General features: G+C 59.0%; 17 protein-coding genes and 1 tRNA gene. 2 read left to right on the forward strand and 16 right to left on the reverse strand.

Features of this window, described 5'->3' with window-relative positions; translation table 11 throughout:
* Positions 1-70: 70 nt before the first annotated feature.
* From iscX to trmJ, 10 genes are all read right to left on the reverse strand, one after another.
* Entirely contained in the window at positions 71-271 is a 201-nt protein-coding gene (gene iscX / locus PspS49_RS23870) for a Fe-S cluster assembly protein IscX (protein ID WP_122589961.1), read from the reverse strand.
* 14 nt (positions 272-285) lie between these two features.
* Entirely contained in the window at positions 286-627 is a 342-nt protein-coding gene (gene fdx / locus PspS49_RS23875) for an ISC system 2Fe-2S type ferredoxin (protein ID WP_007916885.1), read from the reverse strand.
* Positions 627-2,492 carry a Fe-S protein assembly chaperone HscA gene (gene hscA, locus PspS49_RS23880; RefSeq protein WP_160041718.1) on the reverse strand — a complete coding sequence of 622 codons (1,866 nt, stop codon included), beginning with the start codon at positions 2,490-2,492 and terminating at the stop codon, positions 627-629. Before hscA ends, fdx begins: the two co-directional genes overlap by 1 nt.
* 51 nt (positions 2,493-2,543) lie before the next feature.
* Complete coding sequence (gene hscB, locus PspS49_RS23885; protein ID WP_007916889.1) at positions 2,544-3,065, reverse strand: co-chaperone HscB; 522 nt, start codon at positions 3,063-3,065, stop codon at positions 2,544-2,546.
* 8 nt (positions 3,066-3,073) lie between these two features.
* Positions 3,074-3,397, reverse strand: a complete 324-nt coding sequence (gene iscA / locus PspS49_RS23890) for an iron-sulfur cluster assembly protein IscA (protein ID WP_003227904.1) — start codon at positions 3,395-3,397, stop codon at positions 3,074-3,076.
* A 34-nt stretch (positions 3,398-3,431) separates the two neighbouring features.
* A complete protein-coding gene (iscU, locus tag PspS49_RS23895; protein WP_007916892.1) occupies positions 3,432-3,818 on the reverse strand; it encodes a Fe-S cluster assembly scaffold IscU in 387 nt (128 codons plus the stop codon).
* A 101-nt stretch (positions 3,819-3,919) separates the two neighbouring features.
* On the reverse strand, positions 3,920-5,134 hold the full coding sequence (locus PspS49_RS23900; protein ID WP_150707004.1) for an IscS subfamily cysteine desulfurase: 1,215 nt from the start codon (positions 5,132-5,134) through the stop codon (positions 3,920-3,922).
* Positions 5,135-5,181: 47 nt separating this feature from the next.
* On the reverse strand, positions 5,182-5,673 hold the full coding sequence (iscR, locus tag PspS49_RS23905) for a Fe-S cluster assembly transcriptional regulator IscR (RefSeq protein WP_003227911.1): 492 nt from the start codon (positions 5,671-5,673) through the stop codon (positions 5,182-5,184).
* Positions 5,674-5,911: 238 nt separating this feature from the next.
* A complete protein-coding gene (gene cysE / locus PspS49_RS23910; protein ID WP_007916901.1) occupies positions 5,912-6,688 on the reverse strand; it encodes a serine O-acetyltransferase in 777 nt (258 codons plus the stop codon).
* Between the two features lie 3 nt (positions 6,689-6,691).
* Positions 6,692-7,462, reverse strand: a complete 771-nt coding sequence (gene trmJ / locus PspS49_RS23915) for a tRNA (cytosine(32)/uridine(32)-2'-O)-methyltransferase TrmJ (RefSeq protein WP_160041720.1) — start codon at positions 7,460-7,462, stop codon at positions 6,692-6,694.
* A gap of 145 nt (positions 7,463-7,607) precedes the next feature.
* Here trmJ and suhB point away from each other — a divergent pair, with 145 nt between their 5' ends.
* Complete coding sequence (gene suhB, locus PspS49_RS23920; protein WP_016773320.1) at positions 7,608-8,426, forward strand: inositol-phosphate phosphatase; 819 nt, start codon at positions 7,608-7,610, stop codon at positions 8,424-8,426.
* 249 nt (positions 8,427-8,675) lie between these two features.
* Here suhB and PspS49_RS23925 read toward each other — a convergent pair whose 3' ends face one another.
* From PspS49_RS23925 to queA, 6 genes are all read right to left on the reverse strand, one after another.
* Positions 8,676-9,224: a glycine zipper 2TM domain-containing protein gene (locus tag PspS49_RS23925; protein WP_007916907.1), complete on the reverse strand. Its 549-nt coding sequence runs from the start codon at positions 9,222-9,224 to the stop codon at positions 8,676-8,678.
* A gap of 121 nt (positions 9,225-9,345) precedes the next feature.
* On the reverse strand, positions 9,346-10,260 hold the full coding sequence (gene secF / locus PspS49_RS23930; protein ID WP_095123431.1) for a protein translocase subunit SecF: 915 nt from the start codon (positions 10,258-10,260) through the stop codon (positions 9,346-9,348).
* A 9-nt stretch (positions 10,261-10,269) separates the two neighbouring features.
* Positions 10,270-12,138: a protein translocase subunit SecD gene (secD, locus tag PspS49_RS23935; protein ID WP_007916911.1), complete on the reverse strand. Its 1,869-nt coding sequence runs from the start codon at positions 12,136-12,138 to the stop codon at positions 10,270-10,272.
* Between the two features lie 64 nt (positions 12,139-12,202).
* Entirely contained in the window at positions 12,203-12,541 is a 339-nt protein-coding gene (yajC, locus tag PspS49_RS23940) for a preprotein translocase subunit YajC (RefSeq protein WP_007916913.1), read from the reverse strand.
* A 43-nt stretch (positions 12,542-12,584) separates the two neighbouring features.
* A complete protein-coding gene (tgt, locus tag PspS49_RS23945) occupies positions 12,585-13,700 on the reverse strand; it encodes a tRNA guanosine(34) transglycosylase Tgt (protein WP_162130185.1) in 1,116 nt (371 codons plus the stop codon).
* Between the two features lie 14 nt (positions 13,701-13,714).
* Positions 13,715-14,779, reverse strand: coding sequence for a tRNA preQ1(34) S-adenosylmethionine ribosyltransferase-isomerase QueA (queA, locus tag PspS49_RS23950; RefSeq protein WP_160041722.1), 1,065 nt, complete (start codon positions 14,777-14,779; stop codon positions 13,715-13,717).
* 107 nt (positions 14,780-14,886) lie between these two features.
* Between queA and PspS49_RS23955 the strand changes: the two genes are divergently transcribed.
* Positions 14,887-14,971 (forward strand) — tRNA-Leu (locus PspS49_RS23955).
* The last annotated feature ends 5 nt before the right edge of the window (positions 14,972-14,976 follow it).

Below are 14,976 nucleotides of genomic sequence, written 5' to 3' on the forward strand. Positions count from 1 at the left end.
GGTAATTTGCGAAAAATTAAACCCGCGAATTATACGCGGGTTCTTGGGTATTGCCTAACCTGCGAGACGATCAGTCCAATTCTTTGGCCCAGAGCTCCTGAACCGCCTCCAGCACCTTCTCGCCGACACGGCCAGAAGTGCTATCGAAATCGGGCAGAACCTGGATCATCTGCTGCAGACGGACAAAACCTACAGAATACGGATCGACGCCGGCATGGGCCTCGGCCAGTTCCTCTGCAATACGTTGAACATCATTCCAACCGTAGCTCATGACAGTCTTACCAGTCAGTGCGGCGCTTCGGCCGCATGGTTAAGCGAATATTTCGGAATCTCGACGGTGATGTCTTCTTCACCAACGATAGCCTGACAGGCCAGACGCGATTGCGCTTCCAGACCCCAGGCACGATCGAGGAAATCTTCTTCCAGCTCGTCGGCCTCTTCCATCGAGTCGAAACCCTCACGGATGATGCAGTGGCAGGTAGTGCAAGCGCAGACGCCGCCGCAGGCGCTTTCCATCTCGATGTGGTGTTCGTGGGCCAGTTCGAGAATCGATGTGCCGGGCGCAGCCTCTACAACCATGCCTTCAGGGCAGAACTTCTCGTGGGGCAGAAAAATGACCTGCGGCATCAGATATCCTCGATTTCATTCAGATTGCGCCCCGACAGAGCGGCTTTCACCGTCAAATCCATGCGGCGGGCAGCAAAAGCATCGGTCACTTGCGACAGACGCTTGGTCTGCTGCTCGATGGCGTAACCATCGGTACCTTTCATCAGTTCAGCCAGTTCCTGCAGCTGCAGATCGATGACCATGCGCTCTTCGGCGTCGAGCAAACGCTCGCCATCAACCTCCAGAGCACCCTGCACCGCTTCGATCAGGCGTTGGGCATCGACTTGCTGCTCACGCAGAACACGGGCGACCTTGTCGTCATTAGCGTGCTGGAACGAATCCTTGAGCATCTTGGCGATTTCGCCGTCGGTCAGACCGTAAGACGGCTTGACCTGAATGCTCGCCTCAACGCCCGAACCCAACTCACGGGCAGACACGCTGAGCAGACCGTCGGCATCGACCTGGAAGGTCACGCGAATTTTCGCTGCGCCGGCCACCATCGCTGGAATGCCACGCAATTCGAAGCGCGCCAGCGAGCGGCAGTCACTGATCAGCTCGCGCTCACCCTGCAGAACGTGGATCGCCATGGCCGACTGGCCGTCTTTGTACGTAGTGAAATCTTGTGCGCGAGCGACGGGGATGGTGGTGTTGCGCGGAATCACCTTCTCCATCAAGCCGCCCATGGTTTCCAGCCCCAGGGACAGTGGAATCACATCAAGCAGCAGCAGTTCGCCGCCATCGCGCTTGTTGCCAGCCAGCGTATCCGCCTGGATCGCAGCACCGATGGCCACCACTTGATCCGGGTCGATTTCAGTCAGAGGCTGACGACCGAAGGCTTCAGCAACAGCTTCGCGAACACGCGGCACGCGAGTCGAACCGCCAACCATGACCACGGCGTGCACGTCTTCCAGCTCAATACCGGAATCGCGAACGGCGCGACGGCAGGCTTTCAGGCTGCGCGCGACCATTGGCTCGATCAACGCATCGAAGGCTTCGCGCGTCAGCGGCGCTTTCCAGTCGCCATAGACCACTTCAACGCTGGCCGCATCGGTCAGGGCTTCCTTGGCCGCGCAAGCGGTTTGCAGCAGATTGCGTTGTGCGCCCGGATCGAGATCGGCGGACAGGCCGGCGCTCTCGATGATCCAGCCGGCAATCGCGTGATCGAAATCATCGCCGCCCAGCGCGCTGTCGCCGCCAGTGGCCAGCACTTCAAAAACACCGCCAGTCAGACGCAGAATCGAAATATCGAAAGTACCGCCGCCGAGGTCATAAATTGCGACCAGGCCTTCGGCATGTTGATCCAGACCGTACGCCACAGCGGCCGCAGTCGGCTCGTTGAGCAGACGCAGCACGTTCAGACCGGCGAGTTTGGCCGCATCTTTGGTGGCTTGACGCTGAGCATCATCGAAGTAAGCCGGAACGGTGATCACCGCGCCAACCAGCTCGCCACCCAAGGTCGCTTCAGCGCGCTGACGCAGCACCTTGAGGATATCGGCGGAGACTTCGACCGGGCTTTTCGGGCCTTGCACGGTGTCGATGAACGGCATGTGCGATTCGCCACCGACAAAGCGGTACGGCAACTGGTCGCCCAATTGCTTGACGTCGGACAGACCACGACCCATCAAGCGCTTGACCGACAGCACAGTATTCAAAGGATCGGACGCGGCGGCCAGCTTCGCCGACTCGCCGACTTCGACGTGATCGGCGTGGTAACGCACAGCGGACGGCAGGATGACCTGCCCGTTTGCGTCGGCCAACGGTTCGGAAAGACCACTGCGCAACGCAGCGACCAGCGAATTGGTAGTGCCCAAGTCAATCCCCACAGCCAGACGACGCTGGTGCGGTTGAGGACTTTGGCCGGGTTCGGCGATCTGCAGTAGGGCCATCGTGATCAGGACTTATCTGTATATCAGGCGTGCGACCGGAGCGGCACTGGGTTAATCGTCGAGGCGCTCTTCTAACTGGCGCACTTCGTAGGTGAGCTTGTCGAGGAACTGCATGCGCCGCATCAGGCGTTCGGCCTGCTCGCGTTGCGCCGCATCATCCCAACAGGCTGCGAAGCTTTCATTGAGTTCTTCCTGAGCCACTTTCAAGCGCCGCTTGAACACCGCGACACCGTCGAGGTCGGCACTGTCCTGGAGGTCTTCGAGCTCTTCGCGCCATTGCATCTGCTGCAGAAGAAACTCGGGATCATGGACCGTGACTTCCATCGGCACTTCATGCCCGCTGATGGTCAGCAGGTAGCGTGCGCGCTGGGCCGGACTCTTGAGCGTCTGATAGGCGTCGTTGAGCCGCGCAGACTGCTCGAGTGCCGACCGCTGCTCACGCTCGGAAGCGTCGGCAAAGCGGTCAGGATGAACGCCGCGCGCCAACTCACGATAGCGCGTGGCCAGCTGCTCGAGATCCAGACGGAAACCCGGTTGCAGCTCGAATAAAGCGAAATGACAAGGAATACCCACGACAAGCCTCAGATGTTGAAGCTTTCGCCGCAGCCACATTCACCGCGTACATTGGGGTTGTTGAACTTGAAGCCTTCGTTCAACCCTTCCTTGACGAAATCGAGCTCGGTGCCGTCCAGATAGGCGAGGCTTTTCGGGTCGATGATCACTTTTTCGCCGTGACTCTCGAACACCTGATCCTCTGCAACCACCTCGTCGACAAACTCCAGCACGTAGGCAAGGCCGGAACAGCCTGTGGTGCGAACACCCAGACGAATCCCTTCACCTTTGCCGCGCCCGTCGAGGGAGCGCCGCACGTGTCGAGCAGCCGCTTCTGTCATGCTGATAGCCATCGGTGACTCCTTACTCGTCGCCAAATCCAGAAAGTCAGATCAAGCCTTTCTTCTGCTTGTAATCGCGAACAGCCGCTTTGATAGCGTCTTCAGCCAGTACCGAGCAGTGAATCTTCACTGGCGGCAGGGCCAGTTCTTCGGCCAGCTGAGTGTTCTTGATGGTTTCTGCTTCGTCCAGGGTCTTGCCCTTCATCCACTCGGTGGCGAGGGAGCTGGAAGCGATAGCCGAACCGCAGCCGTAGGTCTTGAACTTGGCATCTTCGATGATGCCGGCGTCGTTGACCTTGATTTGCAGACGCATCACGTCGCCGCACGCCGGAGCGCCGACCATGCCGGTGCCGACATCAGGATCTTCCGCGTTCATCTTGCCGACGTTGCGCGGGTTTTCGTAGTGGTCGATGACCTTTTCGCTGTAAGCCATGATTCTCAATCCTCACTCATCAGGGCCGCTCTTGAGACCCTGCAACTGCGCTGCGTAAACCGCCGCGTCGCTACAGGATCTGTATCTGGCGGCTTCTATATTTAGTGTGCCGCCCACTCGATTTTCGAGATATCGACGCCGTCTTTGTACATGTCCCACAGCGGCGACAGAGCGCGCAGCTTGGTAACGGCCTCGCAGACTTTCTGCGCGGCGTAGTCGATTTCTTCTTCGGTGGTGAAACGGCCGAAGGTGAAGCGGATCGAGCTGTGTGCCAGTTCGTCGTTGCGGCCCAGGGCGCGCAGTACGTACGAAGGCTCCAGCGACGCCGAGGTGCACGCCGAACCGGACGATACCGCCAGATCCTTGAGCGCCATGATCAGCGACTCGCCTTCAACGTAGTTGAAGCTCAGGTTCAGGTTGTGCGGAACGCGGGCGGTCAGGCTGCCGTTGACGTACAGCTCTTCCAGGTGCTCGACCTGCTTGTAGAAACGGTCGCTCAAGGCTTTGATACGGACGTTTTCAGCAGCCATGTCTTCTTTGGCCACACGGAACGCTTCACCCATACCGACGATCTGGTGGGTCGCCAAGGTGCCGGAACGCATGCCACGCTCGTGACCGCCGCCGTGCATGGTCGCTTCGATGCGCACACGCGGCTTGCGGCTGACGTACAGCGCGCCGATGCCTTTAGGGCCATAGGTTTTGTGAGCGGAGAACGACATCATGTCGACTTTCAGCTTCTGCAGATCGATGTCGACCTTGCCAGTGGACTGAGCGGCGTCGACGTGGAACAGAATGCCCTTGGCGCGGAGCATTTCGCCAATAGCGGCGATGTCGTTGACGGTGCCGATTTCGTTGTTCACGTGCATCACGGAGACCAGGATGGTGTCTTCGCGCAGTGCAGCTTCAATCATGGACGGAGTGATGAGACCGTCTTCGGTGGGCTCGAGGTAGGTGACCTCGAAACCTTCACGCTCCAGTTGGCGCATGGTGTCGAGGACAGCCTTGTGCTCGATCTTGGAGGTGATCAGGTGCTTGCCCTTGGAGCCGTAGAAATGCGCCGCACCCTTGATTGCCAGGTTGTCGGACTCGGTGGCACCGGAGGTCCAGACGATTTCGCGCGGATCGGCGTTGACCAGATCGGCCACCTGACGACGGGCGTTTTCGACGGACTCTTCAGCTTTCCAGCCGAACACGTGGGAACGGGACGCCGGGTTACCGAAGTTTCCGTCGACCAGCAGGCATTCACTCATCTTTTGCGCAACACGCGGATCAACCGGGGTGGTCGCAGAGTAATCAAGGTAAATCGGCAATTTCATGGACTATCTCCTAAATCAGGGCTGGCGTGCCGCTAGCTCTCTGGCTGTCATTCGACGGCGGACGCTTCAATCTTGTCCAGGCGTGGCGCCTTGCTGTTGCAACGGCGCTGGTCCTGACGCTGGGCTACTTCTTGCACCTCACGGCGAGTCACAAGATCAGCCAAGCTGATACCACTTAGAAATTCGTGAATCTGCAGGCTCAAGTCGCACCACAGATGGTGGGTCAGGCACGTGTCGCCGGAATGGCAATCGCCCTGGCCCTGGCATTTGGTGGCATCAACCGATTCGTTTACCGCATCGATCACCTGAGCGACCTGGATGCCCTGCATGTCGCGGGACAACTGGTAGCCACCACCCGGGCCGCGAACACTGGAAACCAGGTTGCTGCGGCGCAGCTTGGCGAACAGCTGTTCGAGGTAGGACAGGGAGATGCCTTGGCGCTCGGAGATATCGGCCAGGGACACGGGCCCGTGCTGCGCGTGCAACGCCAGGTCAAGCATGGCGGTCACGGCGTATCGGCCTTTTGTAGTCAGTCGCATGGACAGTTACCACGGAGTTCAGAATGGGGCGAGTATGCAATTCCCGAGTATTTAAGTCAACTTTAAGACCTAGTACTTTAGTCAGGATTACCCGCAAAAGAGCGCGCGCATCATAGCAAAGGCTGGCGGCATGCAGCCAGCGGTACCGCGTTATCGTTCTTCGCGAGCAGGCTCGCTCCCACAAGGGATATGCATTCCAATGTGAGAGCGAGCCTGCTCGCGAAGGCAGCGCTGCGGTTTAGCTGGCTTTGGATTCGTCTTTGCCTTTGACGCAGGCGAAGTCTTCTTCACGCAGCTCAGGCAGATCTTTCGCACAGTAATTGCTGCCCAGATCCTTCAGCGCGCCGCACATCCCTTCCAGCCGTCCGTCCACCGCTTGCAGGTGATCGAGCAACTGACCGATGGCGCGCGCCACCGGGTCGGGCATATCTTCGCTGACGCCATAGGCATCAAAACCGATTTTCTCGGCCATGGCCTTGCGCTTGGCGTCCTGCTCTTCGTCAGACTTGACGATGATTCGTCCAGGAATACCGACAACAGTGGCGCCCGGCGGCACTTCTTTGGTCACCACAGCATTGGAGCCGACTTTGGCACCCGCGCCGACCGTGAACGGACCGAGCACCTTGGCGCCCGCGCCCACGACCACACCATCGCCCAACGTCGGGTGACGTTTGCCTTTGTTCCAGCTGGTACCACCCAGAGTCACACCCTGATAGATGGTCACGTCATCGCCAATCTCGGCAGTCTCACCGATGACAATGCCCATGCCGTGGTCGATAAAGAAACGACGACCGACCTTGGCGCCCGGATGAATCTCGATCCCGGTCAACCAGCGGCCGAAGTTCGACACCAGCCGCGCCAGCCATTTCAGCTCGTTGCGCCAGAGCATGCCGGCCAATCGATGAATCCAGATCGCATGCATACCGGGGTAGCAAGTCAGGACTTCAAAAGCGTTACGCGCCGCCGGGTCTCGATGGAATACGCTCTGGATATCTTCACGCAAACGCTCAAACATCATTTAGTCCTTCCGCTTAAGAAGCTCACCACGGGCCGCTTTCTGGGTTTCCGTGAGGATGCCACGCAAAATATTCATTTCCGCCCGGCTGACCGAGCTGCGTCCGTACAACCGGCGCAGGCGCGCCATCAAGTGCCGCGGTTTTTCCGGATCGAGGAATTCGATGGCGACCAGCGTCCGCTCCAGATGCTCATAAAAGCGCTCCAGCTCATCCATGGTCGCCAGCTCGGCGCTTTTCACCGAAGCCACTTCCTCTTTCTCGATCTTGCTCGGCTGACCTTGTGCAGCCAGCCAGGCCATGCGCACTTCGTAGCTCAACACCTGCACCGCCGCACCCAGGTTCAGCGAGCTGAACTCAGGGTCGGAGGGGATATGCACGTGAAAATGACATCGCTGCAGCTCTTCGTTGGTCAGACCGGAATCCTCACGACCGAATACCAGAGCGATTTCGGCGCCCTGCCCGGCTTCTTCAACCACTTTGGTGCCGCACTCGCGCGGATCCAGCAGCGGCCAAGGGATTCGACGGTCACGGGCGCTGGTGCCAAGCACCAGATTGCAGCCGACCAAGGCGTCTTCCAACGTGGCGACGACTTGCGCATTTTCAAGGATGTCACCGGCACCGGAAGCACGAGCATCGGCTTCGTGGTGCGGGAAGACTCGCGGTTCGACCAGCACCAATCGCGACAGACCCATGTTTTTCATGGCGCGCGCGGCCCCGCCGATGTTGCCGGGGTGGCTGGTATTGACCAGGACGACACGAATGTTCTGCAGCAAGGGAGGCGCTCTCGGACACAGGAAAGGGGTGCAAATCTTACAGAACAGCCTACCGTTAAGCTATGAAAGCGAACAGCGTCCTTCACCTGAAGAAAAGTTCTGATAGAATGCGCGGCTTTCTTTAACAACCTTAGGTGACACATCCATGCAGCCCATGCTGAATATCGCGCTGCGCGCCGCCCGCAGCGCCAGTGAACTGATCTTCCGCTCCATCGAGCGCCTGGATACCATCAAGGTCGACGAAAAAGACGCCAAGGATTATGTATCCGAGGTCGATCGCGCCGCCGAACAGAAAATCATCGATGCTCTGCGCAAGGCCTACCCGAATCACTCGATCCAGGGTGAAGAAACCGGCCTGCACGCTGGCACCGGCATCGAAGGCGAAGAGTACCTGTGGATCATCGATCCACTGGACGGCACCACCAACTTCCTGCGCGGCATTCCTCACTTCGCTGTCAGCATTGCCTGTAAGTACCGTGGCCGCCTGGAACACGCAGTGGTTCTGGACCCGGTTCGCCAGGAAGAATTCACCGCCAGCCGTGGTCGCGGCGCTCAACTGAACGGTCGTCGTCTGCGCGTCAGCGGTCGCACCAGCCTTGACGGCGCCCTGCTGGGTACCGGCTTCCCGTTCCGTGATGACCAGATGGACAATCTCGACAACTACCTGGGCATGTTCCGCGCCCTGGTTGGCCAGACTGCCGGTATCCGCCGCGCCGGTTCCGCCAGCCTGGACCTGGCTTATGTGGCTGCCGGTCGTTTCGATGCGTTCTGGGAGTCGGGCCTGTCCGAGTGGGACATGGCTGCAGGCGCCCTGCTGATTCAAGAAGCTGGCGGCTTGGTGAGCGACTTCACCGGCGGTCACGATTTCCTTGAAAAAGGCCACATCGTTGCCGGCAACACCAAATGCTTCAAGGCAGTGCTGACGGCGATCCAGCCGCACCTGCCGGCTTCGCTGAAGCGCTAAGCTTCCGGCGAGACGAAAAAAGCACCCTTCGGGGTGCTTTTTTTATGTCTGGAATTCGTCACCCGCCACACCACGGGACCAATGTAGGAGTGAGCCTGCTCGCGATAGCGGTGTATCAGCCACCACCTGCATCGAATGATAAATAGCTATCGCGAGCAGGCTCACTCCTACAGGGGATTTGTTGCGTGGCTTAAATGGCGGGCACAAAAAAGCACCCCGCAGGGTGCTTCTTTGTAAAACAGCCGGTAATTACTGAGCCGGCTCATTCTGCGACAGAATCAGCTTGCCTTCCTTGTCGACCGGAATCTGGTTGCCCGGATCGCGATCCATCCGCACCTTGCCTTCCTTGCCATCGAGCGAGTAACGCACGTCGTAACCGACGACCTTGTCGCTGATGTCATTGACCGTGTTGCAGCGGGTTTGCGTGGTGGTGTAGGTGTCACGCTCTTGCATGCCTTCCTGCACCTTGTTACCCGCATAACCGCCACCGACCGCACCGGCTACCGTGGCAATCTTCTTACCGGTGCCGCCGCCAATCTGATTACCCAGCAAACCACCTGCCAGCGCACCAACAACGGTACCGGCAATCTGGTGTTGATCTTTTACCGGTGCCTGACGAGTCACTGTCACGTCCTTGCACACTTCACGTGGAGTCTTGATCTGTGTTTTAACCGGTTCAACGGCCAATACTTGCGCATACTCAGGGCCGCTTTTAACCAGGCTGTAGGTGGCAACAGCACCCCCGGCAGTCACACCGACAGCACCCAATACCGCACCAACCAGCAACGACTTGTTCACATGAACCTCCTGACCATCACATGCGGGACGCGCCCGCGCTTCTCCCAGCCTTGGAGCATAAAAAAAGGCGCGAGTTCAACTCGCGCCTTTCTTGGGCTGACAGCCGGGAAAACGATGGCCGTTATGGACGGTCGTCGACTTCCTTCTCGGTGTTGGCCGGAGGAATCAGATCCTCAGTAGTCAGGTTCAGCCAGATCAGCACCACGTTAGCGATGTAGATCGACGAGTAAGTACCCGCCAGAACACCGATAAACAGCGCGATCGAGAAGCCGAACAGGTTGTCACCGCCGAAGAACAGCAGCGCAGCGATCGCCAGCAAAGTCGAGATCGACGTCGCCATGGTGCGCAGCAGGGTCTGCGTGGTCGAGATATTGATGTTCTCGATCAGCGTTGCCTTGCGCAGCACACGGAAGTTCTCACGAACCCGGTCGAATACCACGATGGTGTCGTTCAGCGAGTAACCGATGATTGCCAGCACCGCCGCCAGCACGGTCAGATCGAAAGTGATCTGGAAGTACGACAGGATGCCGATGGTCACGATCACGTCGTGAATCAGCGAAACGATGGCACCGACCGCGAACTTCCACTGAAAGCGGAAAGCCAGGTAGATCAGGATACCGCCGAGCGCCAGCAGCATGCCGAGGCCGCCCTGGTCGCGCAGTTCTTCACCGACCTGCGGGCCGACGAACTCGACACGCTTGACCGTCGCCGGGTTGTCGCCGCCGACCTTCAGCAGCGCTTCCGCCACCTGATGGCCCAGTTGCGGGTCTTCACCCGGCATGCGCACCAGCAGATCGGTAGTCGCACCGAAGCTCTGCACGATTGCTTCGTGGTAACCCGACGTCGCCAGTTGCTCACGCACCTTGGTAACGTCGGCCGGACGCTCGTAGGTCAGCTCGATGAGCGTACCGCCGGTGAAGTCCAGGCCCCAGTTCATACCCTTGGTCACGACACTGAACATAGCCAGCAACGTGAGAAACACTGTGACGCCGAACGCGAAGTTGCGAACGCCCATGAAGTTGATTGTACGTAACATGGCAGCCCCTTAAATCCACAACTTCTTGAAGTCACGTCCGCCGAAGATCAGGTTGACCATTGCGCGGGTCACCATGATGGCCGTGAACATCGAGGTAAAGATCCCGAGGGACATGGTCACTGCGAAACCTTTGACCGGGCCGGTGCCCATGGCAAAGAGAATCCCGCCGACCAACAACGTAGTCAGGTTGGCATCGAGAATCGCGGTGAATGCCCGGCCGAAGCCTTCGTTGATTGCACGCTGCACGGTCATGCCGGCGGCGATCTCTTCACGAATCCGCGAGAAGATCAGCACGTTGGCGTCGACCGCCATACCCATGGTCAATACGATACCGGCGATACCCGGCAGGGTCAGCGTTGCACCCAGCAACGACATCAGGGCCAGCAGCAGCACCATGTTCACCGCCAAAGCAACGGTAGCGATGATGCCGAAGAAGCGGTAGATGGCGATGATGAACAGCGACACGAACAGCATGCCCCACAGCGACGCATCGATACCTTTGGTGATGTTGTCAGCACCCAGGCTCGGGCCGATGGTGCGCTCTTCAGCGAAGTACATCGGTGCAGCCAGACCACCGGCACGCAGCAGCAGCGCCAGTTCGGACGACTCGCCCTGACCGTTCAGGCCAGTGATGCGGAACTGAGCACCCAGCGGCGACTGAATGGTCGCCAGGCTGATGATCTTCTTCTCTTCTTTGAACGTTTGCACCGCAACGTCTTTCTCGACGCCATCAACCACTTGCTTGGTGTAAGTGGTAACCGGACGCTGTTCGATGAAGATCACCGCCATGCTGCGACCAACGTTCGAACGGGTTGCGCGGCTCATCAACTCGCCACCGTGACCATCCAGACGGATGTTCACTTCAGGCGTGCCGTGCTCGCCGAAACCGGCCTTGGCGTCGGTCACCTGATCACCGGTGATGATCAGACCACGCTCGATCTGTGCTGGCGGACGATTGCCTTCACGGAACTCGAAGGTTTCGGAAGTGGCTTTCGAAGCGCCCGGCTCAGCAGCCAGACGGAACTCAAGGTTGGCCGTCTTGCCGAGAATACGCTTGGCTTCGGCAGTGTCCTGCACGCCCGGCAGCTCAACCACAATGCGGTTGGCGCCCTGACGCTGGACGATCGGTTCGGCAACACCCAGCTCGTTGACGCGGTTACGTACCGTGGTCAAGTTCTGCTTGATGGAGTATTCACGGATTTCCGCCAGCTTGGCCGGGGTCATCGCCAGACGCAGCACCGGTTGACCATTGAGGTCGGCCGGAACAATGTCGAAATCGTTGAAGTTCTTGCGGATCAGTGCACGGGCCTGTTCGCGGGAATCTTCATCACTGAAGCCCAACTGAATGGCACCGCCCAGTTGCGGCAGGCTGCGATAACGCAGTTTCTCTTTGCGCAGCAGGCTCTTGACGTCGCCTTCGTAGACTTTCAGGCGTGCATCGAGGGCTTTGTCCATGTCCACTTCCAGCAGGAAGTGCACACCACCGGACAAGTCCAGACCCAGCTTCATCGGGTGCGCGCCCAGATTGCGCAGCCATTGCGGGGTGGTCTGTGCCAGGTTCAGCGCGACGACGTAGTCATCACCCAACGCCTTGCGCACAACGTCTTTGGCCGGCAGCTGGTCTTCAGCCTTGCTCAGACGGATCAGACCGCCCTTGCCGTTGGCGGCCAGCGTGGCTGCCTTGACGTTGATCCCGGACTCCTTGAGCGCAGTGCTCACACGATCCAGATCAGCCTGATTGACTTGCAGCGCAGTGCTTGCACCGCTGACCTGAATGGCCGGGTCATCGGGGTATAGATTCGGAGCGGAATAAATCAGACCGATCGCCAGCACCGCCAGGATCAGAATGTATTTCCACAGAGGATATTTGTTCAGCATCACGCCGCCCGTTATGAACGCGGGGCGCCTTGCGCGCCCCGTCGATTGAGTAGAAGTTGTTGCTTCAGATCGCTTTCAGCGTGCCTTTTGGCAGCGTGGCGGCGATGGCGCCTTTCTGGAACTTCATTTCCACGGTGTCGGAAACTTCCAGAACCACGAAGTCATCGGCCACTTTGGTGATCTTGCCAGCGATACCGCCGGTGGTAACCACTTCGTCGCCCTTCTGCAGGCTGCTCAGCAGGTTCTTCTGCTCTTTGGCGCGCTTGGCCTGTGGACGCCAGATCATCAGGTAGAAGATGACCAGGAAGCCGACCAGGAAAATCCACTCGAAACCGCCGCCCATTGGGCCGGCAGCAGCCGGTGCAGCCGCGTCAGCCATGGCGTTAGAGATAAAAAAGCTCATTTAGCACTCCAGTTGCAAATGTTGAATCTTGGGGTCAGAAAACTCAGTCCAAAGGCGGAACGGGGAGCCCGCGTTTGGCGTAGAAGGCATCGACAAAGGCGGCCAATGTACCCTGTTGAATAGCCTCGCGCAAACCAGCCATCAGCACCTGATAATGGCGCAAGTTATGGATGGTATTGAGCATGCTTCCCAGCATTTCGCCGCACTTGTCCAGGTGATGCAGATAAGCGCGGGAGAAGTTCTGGCAGGTATAGCAATCGCAGGTCGGATCCAGCGGCGATTCATCATGGCGATGGAACGCGTTACGGATCTTCAGCACGCCGGTATCAATGAACAGATGCCCATTGCGGGCATTACGGGTTGGCATCACGCAATCGAACATGTCCACACCGCGGCGCACACCCTCAACCAGATCTTCCGGTTTGCCAACGCCCATAAGGTAACGAGGTTTGTCAGCCGGCATCATGCCCGGCAGATAATCCAGCACTTTGATCATTTCGTGCTTCGGCTCGCCCACCGACAGACCGCCAATGGCCAGGCCATCAAAGCCGATCTTGTCGAGGCCTTCGAGCGAGCGCATGCGCAGATCCTGGTGCATGCCGCCCTGAACGATGCCGAACAACGCTGCGGTGTTGTCACCGTGGGCATTTTTCGAACGCTGAGCCCAACGCAGCGACAATTCCATCGATACGCGAGCGACGTCTTCATCAGCCGGGTACGGCGTGCATTCGTCGAAGATCATCACGATGTCGGAGCCCAGATCGCGCTGCACCTGCATCGACTCTTCCGGCCCCATGAACACTTTGGCGCCGTCGACCGGGGAAGCGAAGGTCACGCCCTCCTCCTTGATCTTGCGCATCGCGCCGAGGCTGAACACCTGGAAGCCACCGGAGTCGGTGAGGATCGGGCCTTTCCACTGCATGAAATCGTGCAGGTCGCCGTGTTCCTTGATCACTTGGGTGCCAGGGCGCAGCCACAGGTGGAAGGTGTTGCCCAGAATGATTTCTGCGCCGGTGGCAACGATGTCACGCGGCAACATGCCCTTGACCGTGCCGTAAGTACCCACCGGCATGAACGCCGGGGTCTCGACGGTGCCACGCGGGAAGGTCAGACGACCACGACGGGCCTTGCCATCGGTGGCCAGAAGTTCAAAGGACATGCGACATTCGCGACTCATTCTGTTTCCTCTGGGCCTGTTTGTTCAGGGGCAGTCGGTGCGGGATTACGGGTGATGAACATTGCATCACCGTAGCTGAAAAAGCGGTAACCGTTGTCGACGGCGGCCTTGTAGGCCGCCATGGTCTCGGGATAACCGGCAAATGCCGAAACCAGCATCAACAGCGTGGATTCCGGCAAATGGAAATTGGTCACCAGGGCGTCGACCACATGGAACGGCCGGCCCGGGAAGATAAAGATATCGGTGTCGCCACTGAACGGCTTGAGCACGCCATCGCGCGCGGCACTTTCCAGCGAACGCACGCTGGTGGTACCCACCGCAATCACCCGACCACCGCGCGCACGGCACGCCGCGACCGCATCGACCACATCCTGGCCGACTTCCAGCCACTCGGTGTGCATGTGGTGATCTTCAAGCTTCTCGACGCGCACCGGCTGGAACGTCCCCGCGCCCACGTGCAGCGTAACGAAAGTGGTCTCGACGCCCTTGGCGGCAATCGCGTCCATCAGCGACTGATCGAAATGCAGCCCCGCCGTCGGCGCCGCCACCGCTCCGAGTTTCTCGGCGTACACGGTCTGATAACGCTCGCGATCCGAGCCTTCGTCCGGGCGGTCTATATAAGGAGGCAACGGCATGTGCCCGACGCGATCGAGCAGCGGCAACACTTCTTCAGCGAAGCCCAGCTCGAACAACGCATCGTGACGCGCAAGCATTTCGGCTTCGCCACCACCGTCGATAAGAATCTTCGAACCTGGCTTCGGCGACTTGCTGGAGCGCACATGGGCCAGCACGCGGTGCGTATCGAGCACCCGCTCAACGAGGATTTCCAGCTTGCCGCCGGACGCTTTCTGCCCGAACAGCCGCGCCGGAATCACCCGGGTATTGTTGAACACCATCAAATCGCCCGGGCGCAAATGCTCAAGCAAATCAGTGAATTGACGGTGTGCGAGGGCGCCGCTCGGCCCGTCAAGGGTCAGCAGGCGACTACCGCGACGCTCGGCCAAAGGGTGGCGGGCGATCAGCGAATCAGGGAGCTCGAAAGTAAAGTCAGCAACGCGCATGATGGGGTTCGTCTAGCAGGGCCGGAAAGTCTAGCGGAAATATCGAAAATTCTCTATGTACCTGATTGACCGACGGTAATCTCATCTCTATACTTCGCCGCCATTGAGCCCTGATGGCGGAATTGGTAGACGCGGCGGATTCAAAATCCGTTTTCGAAAGGAGTGGGAGTTCGAGTCTCCCTCGGGGCACCAAAATT

Source organism: Pseudomonas sp. S49, from assembly GCF_009866785.1.
In the GTDB taxonomy this organism is placed as follows: domain Bacteria; phylum Pseudomonadota; class Gammaproteobacteria; order Pseudomonadales; family Pseudomonadaceae; genus Aquipseudomonas.

Coding starts and splice junctions, on each gene's coding strand:
- iscX (WP_122589961.1), bottom strand. CDS start 271: ATGAGCTACGGTTGGAATGATGTTCAACGTATTGCAGAGGAACTGGCC.
- fdx (WP_007916885.1), bottom strand. CDS start 627: ATGCCGCAGGTCATTTTTCTGCCCCACGAGAAGTTCTGCCCTGAAGGC.
- hscA (WP_160041718.1), bottom strand. CDS start 2,492: ATGGCCCTACTGCAGATCGCCGAACCCGGCCAAAGTCCTCAACCGCAC.
- iscA (WP_003227904.1), bottom strand. CDS start 3,397: ATGGCTATCAGCATGACAGAAGCGGCTGCTCGACACGTGCGGCGCTCC.
- iscU (WP_007916892.1), bottom strand. CDS start 3,818: ATGGCTTACAGCGAAAAGGTCATCGACCACTACGAAAACCCGCGCAAC.
- PspS49_RS23900 (WP_150707004.1), bottom strand. CDS start 5,134: ATGAAATTGCCGATTTACCTTGATTACTCTGCGACCACCCCGGTTGAT.
- iscR (WP_003227911.1), bottom strand. CDS start 5,673: ATGCGACTGACTACAAAAGGCCGATACGCCGTGACCGCCATGCTTGAC.
- cysE (WP_007916901.1), bottom strand. CDS start 6,688: ATGTTTGAGCGTTTGCGTGAAGATATCCAGAGCGTATTCCATCGAGAC.
- suhB (WP_016773320.1), top strand. CDS start 7,608: ATGCAGCCCATGCTGAATATCGCGCTGCGCGCCGCCCGCAGCGCCAGT.
- secF (WP_095123431.1), bottom strand. CDS start 10,260: ATGTTACGTACAATCAACTTCATGGGCGTTCGCAACTTCGCGTTCGGC.
- secD (WP_007916911.1), bottom strand. CDS start 12,138: ATGCTGAACAAATATCCTCTGTGGAAATACATTCTGATCCTGGCGGTG.
- yajC (WP_007916913.1), bottom strand. CDS start 12,541: ATGAGCTTTTTTATCTCTAACGCCATGGCTGACGCGGCTGCACCGGCT.
- tgt (WP_162130185.1), bottom strand. CDS start 13,700: ATGTCCTTTGAACTTCTGGCCACCGATGGCAAGGCCCGTCGTGGTCGT.
- queA (WP_160041722.1), bottom strand. CDS start 14,779: ATGCGCGTTGCTGACTTTACTTTCGAGCTCCCTGATTCGCTGATCGCC.